The 13,825-nt window shown below is 44.4% G+C and carries 8 protein-coding genes; 1 reads left to right on the forward strand and 7 read right to left on the reverse strand.

Going from position 1 to position 13,825, the window contains the following annotated elements:
* Window positions 1-36: 36 nt before the first annotated feature.
* The 4 genes from PCH02S_RS15480 to PCH02S_RS15495 all read right to left on the reverse strand — a co-directional run bounded on the left by PCH02S_RS15480 (window position 37) and on the right by PCH02S_RS15495 (window position 10,572).
* Complete coding sequence (locus PCH02S_RS15480) at window positions 37-6,429, reverse strand: PKD domain-containing protein (protein WP_164819580.1); 6,393 nt, start codon at window positions 6,427-6,429, stop codon at window positions 37-39.
* Window positions 6,430-7,054: 625 nt separating this feature from the next.
* The gene (locus PCH02S_RS15485) at window positions 7,055-8,278 is read right to left on the reverse strand and encodes an S-layer homology domain-containing protein (RefSeq protein WP_127454508.1); all 1,224 of its coding nucleotides are present in this window, start codon (window positions 8,276-8,278) and stop codon (window positions 7,055-7,057) included.
* Window positions 8,278-9,030: a pseudouridine synthase gene (locus PCH02S_RS15490; protein ID WP_127454510.1), complete on the reverse strand. Its 753-nt coding sequence runs from the start codon at window positions 9,028-9,030 to the stop codon at window positions 8,278-8,280. Before PCH02S_RS15490 ends, PCH02S_RS15485 begins: the two co-directional genes overlap by 1 nt.
* A gap of 6 nt (window positions 9,031-9,036) precedes the next feature.
* Window positions 9,037-10,572: an RsmB/NOP family class I SAM-dependent RNA methyltransferase gene (locus PCH02S_RS15495; RefSeq protein WP_127454512.1), complete on the reverse strand. Its 1,536-nt coding sequence runs from the start codon at window positions 10,570-10,572 to the stop codon at window positions 9,037-9,039.
* Between the two features lie 146 nt (window positions 10,573-10,718).
* Between PCH02S_RS15495 and PCH02S_RS15500 the strand changes: the two genes are divergently transcribed.
* Window positions 10,719-11,228, forward strand: a complete 510-nt coding sequence (locus PCH02S_RS15500) for a thioredoxin family protein (RefSeq protein WP_127454514.1) — start codon at window positions 10,719-10,721, stop codon at window positions 11,226-11,228.
* 40 nt (window positions 11,229-11,268) lie between these two features.
* Here the strand turns inward: PCH02S_RS15500 and PCH02S_RS15505 are convergent, their stop codons facing one another.
* The 3 genes from PCH02S_RS15505 to PCH02S_RS15515 are packed head-to-tail and all read right to left on the reverse strand — an operon-like array spanning window position 11,269 to window position 13,815.
* Window positions 11,269-12,366, reverse strand: a complete 1,098-nt coding sequence (locus PCH02S_RS15505) for a GerAB/ArcD/ProY family transporter (RefSeq protein ID WP_127454516.1) — start codon at window positions 12,364-12,366, stop codon at window positions 11,269-11,271.
* Window positions 12,367-12,377: 11 nt separating this feature from the next.
* Complete coding sequence (locus PCH02S_RS15510) at window positions 12,378-12,611, reverse strand: hypothetical protein (protein WP_127454518.1); 234 nt, start codon at window positions 12,609-12,611, stop codon at window positions 12,378-12,380.
* A gap of 4 nt (window positions 12,612-12,615) precedes the next feature.
* Complete coding sequence (locus PCH02S_RS15515; RefSeq protein WP_127454520.1) at window positions 12,616-13,815, reverse strand: Ger(x)C family spore germination protein; 1,200 nt, start codon at window positions 13,813-13,815, stop codon at window positions 12,616-12,618.
* Window positions 13,816-13,825 lie beyond the last annotated feature (10 nt).

Genomic DNA, 13,825 nt, shown 5'->3' on the forward strand with positions numbered 1-13,825 from the left:
AAAAGCAGCTATCCGAAGATAACTGCTGCTTTGCATTTATTGAACCCTATGAACACCTACGGATTTATTGACATTGCCGATAATATTTAGGTGAATATCTTCTGTTTTTATCACGCCATTGCGATATCGTATTCGAAAATGAATGGTTTGCAAGCCTTCCGGCAATCCCTCCGAGAATGACTGAAATTTGGCATCGAAAATTTCACCCCGAAAAGATGTCTCTTCCCCTGCTGCCGGACTTAAACGCTCGGATACATAGAGCAATTTACCGTCTAACCCTGTTGTATCAATCCAGGCCGTAACTTCGTCAACAGGCGCCGGCGAGCTTTGACTAGATACCACAAAAATTTCACCGGAGTAAAAGTCCTTTGGCGCCGCCACTGTGTGGTGACCGCTTTTCTCATGCAAAATCAGCCAATTGTTCGTATAGGTCACATCAGAGTGAATCGTTAATGGAGCCGCTGTAATCATTTTGACAATCAAGTTCGTAAGCCGTCCATCTGACACAGTAAGTGTCACTTTATAAACACCGGGAATTAGGAACTTATAGCTAAACGTTGGTGAGGAAAAGAAAACTTCCGTCCCATTGGGCTGCTCCAATTTCCATGCATAGCTCAGAGAATCCCCATCAGGATCATAAGAGGAATTCATGCTTTGAACCACATCACCTTCCCAGACCGGCTTAGGAGTCCAGTCAAACTGAGCAACAGGAGCCCGATTAATATAAAACCAAGTTGGCGCTGAATAATCAGACCAAACAATGCCATCGAAAACTCTTATTATGACACGCAGCTTTTGGGCAGGAGGAAGATCGCGATTGACTTGCCAACTGCCTAAATTCGAGGTCACACCTTGGTAAAATTGCCCAGAATCCAGAACCATTACATCATTAGCCTCATTCGTAATTAACAGCTGAAAGTAAGTGAAAGTTGTACCGGGATCTGGATCTGTTTGTGTCCATTGAAACGTAGGTCGAAGTTCAGCGTATACCGTAGGCGCAGCCTGCGTCCCATTAGGCATTGTCATCGATACGGTAGGAGGTCTGTTCAAAGTGAACCATCCGGAATTGGACCACTCGGACCAGTACTTGCCGTCATTTACACTAACCTGAACTTGCAATGGGCCTGATAAGCCTTCAAGATCAGACAGGTCGAATTGTTCAATTGGATGAACCGTCCATGAACTGCTCGTCGTTCCGTACTTGCAACTTCGCCATGCCCCTGAATTACTATTATAGCTGCACGAATGAGCGTAGCTGCCTCCTCGAATGGCCTGATTCGTAAGCCCATTATCGCTGTATGTGACCTGATTCCCATTATCATCAAGGATTCTATACTGGAAGTTATTATATTGAGTTGGAGCATCTGGATCCGATTGATTCCAAGAAGGTATGAGTAAGCCACTTGTTATCGGAGTAGGGGTAGCTTGTGTTCCATTGGGGAAAGTCAATACAGCAGATGGCGGGTACCCCTTGCTAAAATATTTCTCCGACCACTGCGACCACATCCCTTTTTCATCCTGTACACGTATTCTCACCTTGTAAACTCTATTATCCTGTAAAGTCATCGGAGCTGTGTAGCTTAAACCAACCGCCGTTCCTTCGCTTTTTAAATTACTATTCATAAAAAGAGTTGGAGTAAACTGATTGATCCATCGATATTGCGGATTACTATAATAATCGTAGTAGTAATATTGAACGTCGATTTCAGACTTTACAATGTAACTATCCGCATCGTAATCAACTGCATTCCAAGTAAACAGCGGGTTTGATGATGCCGCCCCGGATGGATGATTAAAGTCGCTACTTACAGGGTTCGTTATATCTACAAAAGGAGCATGGTTGGCAGGCGGAGCGTCTAACCAGATATACGCCTCTTCCCAGTCTGACCAAGCGTTGTACTCATCTTTTACTGCTACCCTGAACGTATATAACCCGACTTCTTTGACACGATCGATAAGCCCCGGAACTGTAGTGCCGTCCGGAAGGATATATTCGTATCTGCGATCAAGGATCCCTTTTGTTAAGGCATAGTTAATTCCCGTAGCTTCTGTAGAGTAGTTTGTGGAACTTAACCATCGATCCGGATCATAGCTTTGTGAGTCATCACAGGTCACTTTATAGTACAGATCTTGACTGCAAGATATCTTACTAATTGGTTTGCGATGAATCAAAACATTTCTCGAATAAGGATCCGACTCAGAGACGTAATCGGCAAAAGTTACATTAGGATTCGTATAGCCTAGTGGTGCAGGATCATCAACGCCAATATACGAAAGTGTAAAAATACCAACTTTATCAAGTATTTTCGTTGGGGCGCCGATTAATGTCTGGCCATGATAGCTGGACAAGCCGCTTTTTCCATCGCCTGCATCCAAAAATTTCACCGAATTTGTGTGCTCATATTTCCATTTGTCTTTAACAATCAGTTGCGGATCGTTCTCTGGGTCCTCATAAGTTGTCCCGTACGTCAATTCTTCCCCAGCTATTCCTATATCGCTTATTATCGTATTATCAACGATGGGTATTTTCACATAAACGTTACGCAAATGAGAACCAAAGCCACCGATAAAAGCTCCATAAGTCCCTGAAGTGAACGTAGAGTCCGATGTTTCAAAAATAGGAAGCTGACCTAATCTAACCTTTAATTTCGATCCTCTAACGGAAACTTTAAGATTTACAAAATCTGTCGTGTTCAAATTAATAGGACTGCTTCTCAGGACTGTACGATCCCCGTTCACTATTTTGCTAAGAGAAATCCAATTTGAAGTCAGTTCCAGCCTATACATATTCTTATTGTTCTTCGCCCTAAAAATAAACCCCGACGGTGAATTCAAGCTGTAATTCAAATTCGTTTGCATAAAGTCAAAAGCATAGTCCGCATCGCTTATATCCGCGTCTTTCTTTAAAACTTGGCCGACCTCAGAAGAGGCATACAATTTGGGACTGGCAACGGCTCCTTTTATCGTGTAGAAATAATACTTGTTAAATGAACCTGAAGAATCTTCATCATAACTTGAGACGTAACTGCCAACACTGCAGCTGCCACAAGATTCCCATACAAAATTATACCTTCGGAGCTTGTGATATCGTTCCTGTAGCTGTAGATAGTATTCACCGTCAGCCCCGAATCCTGATGAGGCAATCTTAAACTGCCTATTTTCATATAAATATTGTTCATTGCTTGAGTAATCCTTGGGACGTAAATTTGCCGTCGTGAAGTCTGCAATTTTTGTGGCAAATTTATCAGCGACTGTTATTTTATTAAACCCATCTACGATGTATACATAGCCATCCTCAGAAACATCCCATTTTACTTGCACGATCGAGCTTGTTGTACGATCCGAGCCTTCTCCTCGAATGACACTGCCATCTCGGGATTGGCTGCTATCGTCTCGATTGACCGTACTGATATCTAATCGCTTCGTAACACCCGTTTGTTTGTTATACGAAGTCAGATAATTGGTATAAATCCCTCTGTAAGCTGAGTTACTGCCGCTATTTGAATAGCTGGAGTTACTATAAGTACTCTTATAATCTTGATGCACGTAAACAGCTACCTCGGTATCTTCATATATAGCTCCATTTTCTGAGTTTGGCCTAGTAATTGTTGCCGAAGGTACTTCAAAACCTGTCTCCACGTCATACCAACGTGAAAGTTCCCCGCCACCACAATAAGAGCAGTAATTAGGATTAAAAAGTACATAAGGTAATTTTATTTTCGTGCCATCATCATTAATCTCCATGTTATTTGCATTGCCAATGTGATTAGGCTGTGTTGGCAGAGCAAAAAAACCGGTAACCGAAGAACTGTTACTCTCGAAGCTTTTCACCCACGAAACCTGACCAGATGCATTTTTCCTCGTATAGTCGCACCACCAATGATAAACATCGTCATCACTTGAGTAGTTTTCAAAATAATATTTGCAGGATAAACTGTAGCTGCCTCCTTTGGCGTCAAATGTTAAATAATTGCCCGTATTGCTTGCTGTCGGCGGGTTAATACCACTGAGTTGGGTAGTTGTAGGTTGACCGTCAGGACTTCCTTGCCAATCAATCTTTTGCACCGCGTAGGGGATTGCACCGCGAACAGCCACTCCGCTTTTATTACCTAAATATTGAGTGCCATACAAAGGTGGCACGCTAAAGCTGCTTCCCACGTCAAGTCCAACAGTCGCTACAGCGTTATTAAAAATCAAATTACTGGCAGGCGCTTTATAGGGCGACTTGCCAAAATGAGAAGTGAAACCTTTTGTAATAGGGTTGTACGTGAAACCAATATCCTTTGTTTTATGTAAATTCGCATTTGTAAGTGTCGAACCTTCCCATTGATCCCCAAACGCCATTAACAATTCGTTCTCAGCTACGGTTTGAAACAAAGGAGGTTCGGGATTTGCACTAGTTACCGTGAATGCGACCTCAGGCGAGTCATTTTTGATATCGATCACAAAAGATTTCGTATCAGTTAGTCCCCAGTCTTCCTTGGTTTTAACGGTAAGTTTATACTTCCCTATCTTCGCAGCCGGCAGCTGTGCCGTTCCACCTACTGCAATAGGTAGATTAAGTGGCATGTGATCATTAAAAATTCCATCATTATTACTGTCGTAGACATAGTTAATCGTAGTTTCAACAATGACATCCCCATCAGGGCTAAATGAAATATCCCGAAATGGAATGTTTCCACGAACCGCGAAGAGCGGAAGGTTAATGACCGCAACAGGAGGTTTATCCTCGACGACATGAATGTTTTTGATCGCTTTATTTTCCGGTAGACTTCGTACGCCATAGTTATCTTTGACTTCGAGAGTAATGGTTTCCATACCGACATTAGGATAAACTGAAAGATTATTCGTCCAAAAATACTCCGTAATTGTCCTGTTCTTAGCCGGTCGGCTGCAAGCGCCGTTGATCGCATTTGGCGGAAGCGGCCGATTTTGCACGACACGATTTGGAACATTAATGCAAGGAACTGGCTCCGGACGCATGATTGTTATTGTCGCTTCCTTTTGCGTACAAGCTCCTTTGTCATCGCACATTTTTGCCGAAATTGTATGATCTCCGGCTGTTGATGCCGTAAGCCAAGTCAGTTTATCCTCCCCTTTTAAATAGCCCATGGCAGGAAAACTTTTGATCCAAGGACTTGAGCTGTTCGCGAACAACCACTCAAAAGAAACGGAATCATCATCAGGATCATAATGGTTCGGCGCAATTTCTGGCAGCAATCTTACATTCAGTTTGTCCCCAACTACCGCTTCTGACAGGGATATCCGAGTATAATAATCGTTGTCCGGGAACCATCCGATTTCGAACTGTGGCGGTCTATTGGGAGGCTTAGGACCTACTGTAAATTTCCCCTCATAAAAATAAGAAGTTCCTCCACAACTATCCTCAAGTTGGTAAGCAATATCGACTTGCCCACTTTGCATGTTGCCAGGATAACCAATGAAACCCATCATCCCATAAGCAAAAATGGACATATCATTCACTGAAGTGCTGCCTAGTGTACTCCAACCATATTGAACGTTTTCCCCGGTTGCTTGGGATAAAATAAAACGTCCTCTAACCGGTGTACAACTGGACGGAATTGTCCAATCCGCTTTTATCATGTTGGAATCTTTCCATGTAATCATAGGCTTGTCTGCCGAGGTTTTTCCGGAGTAACCACCGCCTTTAGGCGCGCAGCTAGCTTGTGGGGTAACAATTTGGGAAAGCGTATTATTCGTGGAAGAGGTTTCTGAGATATCGTCATTGGCATCTACCGTTAACGTAATACTCTTTATACTGTTGAAGGTATAGGGGACTATCTCGGTTTTGCTCTCTCCTGGCGGAAGTCCTGCCGTGTAAGTGAAAGTCTTAAACACTGCGCCGTCAGCCGCTACTGTTACTTTGAATGTGCTGCCATTTGGAATAGCCACACCAGCGTTTTTGAACTTGATAGTGAGATTAGTGCTTGCACCCGAGAGGACACAACTGCCGGCATCGATCGATATTGCAGCTAGATCGGGTTTGTTTGGTGGGGTGTAGGTGACTTCGATGTAGGTTTGGTATTTGTAGGTTTCTCCTTTCCATAGGCCTATGGCGTACATGTAATAATTTCGGAGCAGACCGTAAGGAGGCGTTTGGCCACCTGTTATTGCGTCCTGTTCTTCGTAGTAAAATGAGTCTACTGAATTATCTAGAGGCAACATCGTTCTGATCATGCCTGTGCCATCTGTTTTTCCTTTACCGTAAGATAAAGGGAGGGCTTGGGAGGCTGTATGTTGCTTGGCATCAATGATAGTTATACTACTTTGTACTAACTTGTCCCCATCAGTTATTTCAGGTAATCCGTCATTTAAAACTACAGAAGACTCATTGATAAACCAACGATTTGGACGATCAACTTCATAAGCAGTTGTAACCGCCCACCCTTCCTTTCCAAAGTCTTTCACTATATCTCCACTTGCTGGTACATCAATTCTCCCGGAAATTTTATATTGGTTTGAATCATAGCTATAACGTAAATCGGGTCCATTATTTGAACCTCCAAAATCTCGATAGTTGAACGGATTAACTGTATATCTGTATCTCCCAATATTAGGTATTAGTCCAGGGTATGGTGAAGGTATTCCTGATTTCCCTTCAAATTCTACAACTGGCGTACTCTCTCCCTTGTGCTCCCAAATTTTTCCTATAGGTTGTCGATAAATTTGATGTCCAGGCTTTGTTTCTGACATCCCAAAAACTGATACACTTTGACCGCTTATATTGGTAATATTTATTCGAGTTCCAATAAAACAGTTTGAGCATAACATTATAGAGCCATTATTAATAATTTTTAGAGAAGTTATTTCACCATTTATATTAGAAAATATTTCCTCATTTATTTGTTTAGTTGATGATGCCGAATATTGGGCATTTACCATTGAATCTTTAAACTGTTCCTTCTCATAATCATAATAAAGTATCTTAGAACCGGAAGCTTCAGAAGGGAGTTCTACAAATGGTAGCATCAAATGATACAATGTAAGAAATAGCAATACTCTATAAAAGAATTTTCGAATGATATCCCCCCCCTTATGGCTTTGCAATTCCGACTTCATTTCCTACAACATCCAGAGTTAATCCCGTTCTAGAATGATCTTTCATTACCCCATAAGCTACATAACCAAAATATGTTCCTGGGACAGCGAATCTTATAACTCTAATTAAACCTTCTTTAGCAAGATGCAACGGTCCAGTCTGGTCATACAATGTAAGATACTGATAGCCACCTAAACTAAAACTATCATCCGCGGTTTCATCCACCTCCACAGTGAATTTAGCCATCACCACAAAATCCCTCTGTTTATCCACTCTAGAATTCCAATGTGAAGTATCAATATACTCCATATTAGGATCATTCTCGTCAGACGGGTCAGCTATGATTACCTGGTTTAACGTAACTACAGCGCCCTGCCCTGCACTCCAAGAGTTTCCTATGTTTTTCGCCTTCAACCCCAACATAGTCCCCACATTACTCCCAGTCTCAGCAATCTCAGCCGCACTAGCCGCATACTTATCAACCGGCAGTTCCTCCCCATTCTTGGCAGCAAGAATCCGCTCAATGATCGTAATCGCCTGAGCACGCGTACTAGTCCCATACACGTCCAGATCTGTCCTACTTACGCCATGAATTAGCCCCAATTTCGTAGAATCAACCATAGATCCTTTCAATTTCTTATCGACACTTCGCACGCTCAGAATAGACATCTCATACCTTTGCAGAGGTTCGTTGTACCGTTCTGGAAACTCAGCGGGAATAATTCCCTGCGACTTCAAAAGATCCACATAGGGCTGAAACCACCCATCCCCATCAATTCTGTTGACCTTTTCCCCTGTAGCCACCGCCACCATTTTAATAAACTCAGCACGACTAATTGGGGCATCAGGTTTAAAAGTGCCATCCTCGTAACCGTCAACGTACTTCTTTTGAACGGCATTCTGAATAGAAGATTCTGCCCAGTGCTGGTATGTGTCTTTGAATTGCGTAGCGCTCTGTGCAGAAGAATTCATGACATCATAGCCAACAGATATTGCACAAAGTACTGTCATTCCTAATACAGAAAATCTTTTTCTCATAAATAACCCCTCTCTCATCACTAACAGGATACAAATTTGGTAGTAAAATCCTATAAAACAACATAAAAAACCACCCTGCCATCGCAATGAACGAAACTCAACGATGACATGGGCGGTTCTTCCGCGCGAAATATTTGTATTACTCAAAAAATACCATATACTAGTATTTTTGTAAATCATTAATTTTGAGACTCATGGGCATTTCTCAGTGCAGTAAGCTCCTCGTCTGTTAACTCTCTCACTTGGCCTAATGCTAGGTTTGGATCCAAAGCAAGCGGGCCCATGGAAATGCGTTTTAAATAGGCAACTTTCTTGCTTACAGCTTGAAACATACGTTTCACCTGATGAAACTTACCTTCCATGATCGTTAACTCAATCTCGGAAAGCACACCGCTAGCTTCGTTACCGACACTCAGAATTTTTAAGATACCAGGCAGCGTCTCATACCCATCGTCCAAGGTCACTCCATGCGAAAATGCCTCGATATCCTCCTCAGTAACCTCCCACTCGACCTTAGCAAAATAAGTCTTAGGGACATGCTTGCGAGGAGAAAGTAGGTTGTGCGCTAGCTTCCCGTCATTGGTAAGCAAGAGAAAACCTTCGGTATCCTTATCTAATCGACCTACTGGAAAAACTTCAAATGGTGCATATTCCGCATCTAATAAATCCACTACGGTACGATCACGATTGTCCTCAGTAGCGGAGACTACGCCCTGCGGTTTATTCATCATCAGGTAAACGAACTCCCTGTAACGCACGGTTTCACCGTTTACCTGGATGATGTCCTTATCGGGATTGACCTGCATCCCGCTGTCTTTGATTTTCGCGCCGTTCACATAAATTGCGCCTTCCTTAGCAAGGCGCTTAAGTTCAGAGCGCGAACCAATGCCCACGTGGGCGAGTATTTTATCGAGCCGTTGTGTTTGTTTCATGACCGCTTAGGTCCACCTCCAGCCGGGCGGGTATTCGTTTTTCAGCATCCCGTCGATCCATTTGCCCCAGCCAACGGGATGTTCGTCAATACAGACAAGGCAGTAGCCTTTGGCTGCCTTGGTCACTTCCGGGTCGCGGATAATCTCGCTCTCCGCGACTTCGAGCGTCTCGCCCTTCAGGTACCGAAGGGCTCGCTCGTCGCGCGAAGCCAAGCTCAGCGCTCGCTTGGCTTCGCGCAAACGCAGTCCCATGGCTAACGCATGGGACGGCTCAAATCGGCCGCGGTGGAGCGCGCCGATGTACCAACCGGGCCGCACGACTTTCAGTCCGTTCAGCTCCGGCAAACCCGCCGGCGACGCATACGCGTGCTCGCCGTAACAGACCAGCCGCATAGCGGCGAAAGGCTCGCTGCGCAGCAGCTCGTTTTCGAACGCCTGAAGCGGCTCCAAGCTCACGCGGGACTCCGTCCCCGCACGGCCCTTCCCACGCAGCGCGTCACGACCGCTGCGCCCCGCTCCTGCACTCGCCCTTACGCTCTCTCCGACTTCCGCCCTTACGCTCTCTCCGACTTCCGCCCTTCCCCCGACTCCAGCTTCCGCCCCAACCTCACTCCTCAACACAGCAACATAATGCCCCTCACCGCGCAACCGATGCGGCCAAAGCCGCGCAGTCCCTGCGACCGCTTCCCGAGCCTGAGCCGAGAAAGTCTCCTCACACCAAGGCTCACGCAGCCAATCCGGCTGTCCATGGTCGAAACGGTCAATCGGCACCACGTCAAATGCAGGATGTTTGTCCAAAAATTCCGCAATCTGCGCCTCGTTCTCCTCTGGCGAGAACGTACAGGTTGAGTACACAATGGTTCCGCCAGGTGCCAGCATTTGCGCCGCTTGTCCAAGCAATTCCCTCTGCATAGCGGCAAATTCCTGCACAGAATGGCGCTCCCACTGCTGCATCATTTCCTCTTCCTTGCGGAACATGCCTTCCCCTGAACAAGGAGCGTCTATTAATATTTTATCGAAATAGCCTTGAAACACATTCAGCATCCGCTCCGGCCGTTCATTCAAAACAACAGCATTCCGAACGCCAAAAAGCTCTAAATTTTTGACCAGCGCCTTCACCCGGTCCGAGTGGTTGTCATTCACGACAAGCACTCCTTCGCCCTGAAGTTTTGCTGCAATTTGAGTAGACTTCCCGCCGGGAGCCGCACACAAATCGAGCACTTTTTCGCCAGGCTGAACCTGAAGCAGCTCTACCGGCGCCATGGCGCTGGGCTCTTGAATATAATAAAGTCCTGCATGATAATACGGATGCTTGCCAGGACGTTCTCCTTCTTCATAGTAAAACCCTTCGGACGCCCATGGCACGGGTTCCAACGCGAAAGGACTTTTATCCAGAAAATCCGCTTTCGTAATTTTACTTGTATTTACCCTCAAACCATAAGATCTTGCTTGGTCATAAGAGGCCAGAAAGCGTTCAAATTCGTCTTCCCCTAATAAATCAATCATTTTATCCCTAAATAAGGGCGGCAGCTGCTTCGTCATCCGACATCTTCTCTTTCCTCTTTTATCTTCGCTATTATAGCTGAACTGTCACGAAACAGCCAATTATTTTCAAAATCTGAACAGGATATGCTATACTTTTTATCGAAATTAGTAGTTAGTATACAAGACAAGATGAGGTGCATGAAATGAAGAAGCTGCTTATTTATCTAGGCATTGTCGTTATTTTATTCGGGGGTTTATATTTCGTTAATCAACAGTCTACCAAATCATCGGATCAAGCCAATGCCGGAAATCCTTACGGTGTTGCGGCATCCAAGCTAAATCCCGAAACGGTGAAACAATTAAACGATCCGAACTACCAGAACCTGATTCTGCCTAAAGATCTTGATCAAAGGCTGAAAAACAAAGAAACATTTTTCCAATACTACTATGCATCCACTTGCCCGCACTGCAAAATAACAACTCCTGTCCTTGTTCCTATTGAAAAAGAGCTCGGTATTGATGTCAAACAGTTCAATTTGGAAGAATTCAAAGACGGTTGGGAGAAGTACAAGGTTGACTCCACACCAACCCTTATTTACTACAAAGACGGCAAAGAAGTGGATCGCATCGTAGGCGGTGTTCCTGAAGCCGGAGCAACAGGCGGTAATACACCTGAAATGTTCAAAGCTTTTTTCCAGAAATACAAAGGTTAATAGGTACGGCAAAAGCAGCGGATAACGCTGCTTTTTCATTTTAATGGCTGCCCGTCTTTTTTCGAATCATAGCTATGCCTAAGAGTAATAAAGGGATGACAAGCCCAAACGTCCCCGAGTAAAAGAGCCATATTTTAGAAGCAAACTTAATGAAATAGGCGACATTCGGGTAGGCGACGACCGAAAGTACAATTAAAGTCATTCCCAAAGGAATATAGAGCTGCCGGATTTCATTCAATTTAAAAATCTCGCCCAAGGCCACAGCGGACGCATATAGGCATAACGTTAGCTTAAAATAAATGGTAATGAACCAAATCCCCGCCATAACAACCTCAAGACGTTCAAGAAAGCTGCCAATCGATATTCTTCTGGCTAAGGAAAAGCTGGGATACATCTGGACTGAAGTTAAATCGTCCCCTAACACAAGAATAGAAAGAAGCGAGATGATAACAATCAAAGAGCCTCCGATGGACACTCCTGCAAGAAACGCTTTTCCCAACTTTTGCGTTTGATTGACGAAAGGTAAAATCATTAAAAAAACAACCAGTTCCAAATAAGGAGTACCAATCAGGGGAAGGGAAGCACGTACAATCGGTTTGAAGCCATACCCGAGTATCGGCAATATATTGTTTACTTTCATTTGCGTCGGCAGCAGGATGAACATGAGGAAGAAAAAGAGCAGCACCCATGGCAGAAAGATTTCCGAAGTACGCGTAAAGGTTTCCAGTCCGTTTCGAATGCCCAAAATGACGATCGCCAAAAAGAAGATATGCGTAAATTGCAGCGGTGTATCCACAAGGACTTGGGTTGAAATAAAATCACCCAAATTACGAAGCACCAACGCGGCTAGAATGAAAAAAAAGCAGAAATAGAGCAAGCCGACGGCTTTCCCCACCCATTTTCCCATTAACTCCTCACAGTATTTAACCAGTGTTTGCTGAGGAAAACGTTGACCAAGGGCCAGATATAGGATAACAAGCAGCAGACCTGCTAGGAGTCCTAGAATGGCAGCAATCCAAGCATCCTGTTTGGCATCATAGGCAAGTCCCGAAGGAGCGATGAGGATAGAGCTGCCAATCGTAAATAAAATAGTCAATATCGTAAACTGGTTAACGCCTATCCTACCCTTCTCAAACATGTAATTCACCTCTATTTTAGAATGCCAAAAACAAATCGACTGACCGGTTGATAGACGTATGTAATCCATTCCATCGGATTCGGAAGCTTCACTCTCTCAAATTGCAGAATGCAAAGCACAGATCCTATGATTAAAAGCGATAAAAATACCCAGATTTCCGCAATTTGTTGTTTGCGCATTAGCTGCGGGAGCTCAATCAACCCCGCGAGAGTCGCAATGATCAAAACCGAGACGATAACTCCCATGTCTTCACTCCTCTTCGCGGCGCATTATGATAGAGTTATTCGTTGTACCTAGACGGCGTATGTGTAAATCTGCGGAGATATTTACTTGAAGCTTGGCGAATTCATTCTGCCAATCGGGCTCCATCTCTTTCCACAACTTAGGGGACACATCTTCAATCACCTCACCAAAACCGAATATATCCGCTTTATTTTCCTTTGCTTTATTAATGGAAGCATACATCACTTTTTTCAGGGCTTTGGCAGCGGTTTCTTCAAGTTCATGGATCGTTTCCGGCTTCAACAAATCGATGTCACACTGAACTTCACTGACATTTTCCTCTAAAATGACATGCAAATTGATTTCCGGCTTCCCGTTTTTCACCACTCCTTTCATCTTGGTTTTTGAACGAATAATTTCTACGGTTAACGTTCCGCCTTTGGGACATTCCAAATGCCCCATCGTGCTCTTGACGTTACCAACAATATAGTTGTAACCTTTGCTCTCATCCTCGTTAAGCCAATCAACCAATTTATCTTGCTTAAACAGGGCTAGCCCGGTGTACTGCAAGTTCGTGATTGGTTTCGTTTCCCCTAGAGACGATTTGGATCTTCCCTTCTTGGGATCCCCCTCAATTCGAATACCGGTTAACACCGATTCGGTCGTCGGCTCACTAAGCTTCGTGATGAACTGATCGATACGAACACTGACCGTTGGCGCCCAGGCCTTCTCTGAAGTTTCTAACGTCTTGAACATTTTGTTCGCTGGAATCCTCTCAATTGGTGTCAATATTTGCAGCACTTTGGAGGCTGTCGTACCTCGGGCAACAATGAGGTAGAAATCAGATCGGATTTCATGATCTCTGGTGATGCCATCCAGCACTTTAGCAACCCCTTCACGCGCAAGTTCCTCGCCGATTACGATAATGCGCAAATGGGATGCGAATAATTTACGCGGAGCTGAGGTTGTTAATTTCCTTGCCGCTTCCAGAATTGAAATTCCTCTTGCTGACAGAGTTGTGATAGGCGTGCTGTAGCCTGCCCCTTTTTTCGATGCTACCTCATTAGGGTTCACAATTTGTACCGTTACCAAGTATTCGTCTCCGCTTTTATCCAAGCCCACGCCAACCGTAATGGCCAAATCATTTAATTCATGCCGATCCCAACACCCTGAGAGCACAAGACCAAGTAAGCTAAGCGTACACAGAATACGACCTAATCTTTTCATGGGCTCATCC

The sequence above is a fragment of the Paenibacillus chondroitinus NBRC 15376 genome (assembly GCF_004000765.1).
In the GTDB taxonomy this organism is placed as follows: Bacteria; Bacillota; Bacilli; order Paenibacillales; family NBRC-103111; genus Paenibacillus_E; species Paenibacillus_E chondroitinus.

Coding starts and splice junctions, on each gene's coding strand:
- PCH02S_RS15490 (WP_127454510.1), bottom strand. CDS start 9,030: ATGAAACAAACACAACGGCTCGATAAAATACTCGCCCACGTGGGCATT.
- PCH02S_RS15510 (WP_127454518.1), bottom strand. CDS start 12,611: ATGGGAGTTATCGTCTCGGTTTTGATCATTGCGACTCTCGCGGGGTTG.
- PCH02S_RS15485 (WP_127454508.1), bottom strand. CDS start 8,278: ATGATTTACAAAAATACTAGTATATGGTATTTTTTGAGTAATACAAAT.
- PCH02S_RS15505 (WP_127454516.1), bottom strand. CDS start 12,366: ATGTTTGAGAAGGGTAGGATAGGCGTTAACCAGTTTACGATATTGACT.
- PCH02S_RS15495 (WP_127454512.1), bottom strand. CDS start 10,572: ATGACGAAGCAGCTGCCGCCCTTATTTAGGGATAAAATGATTGATTTA.
- PCH02S_RS15515 (WP_127454520.1), bottom strand. CDS start 13,815: ATGAAAAGATTAGGTCGTATTCTGTGTACGCTTAGCTTACTTGGTCTT.
- PCH02S_RS15500 (WP_127454514.1), top strand. CDS start 10,719: ATGAAGAAGCTGCTTATTTATCTAGGCATTGTCGTTATTTTATTCGGG.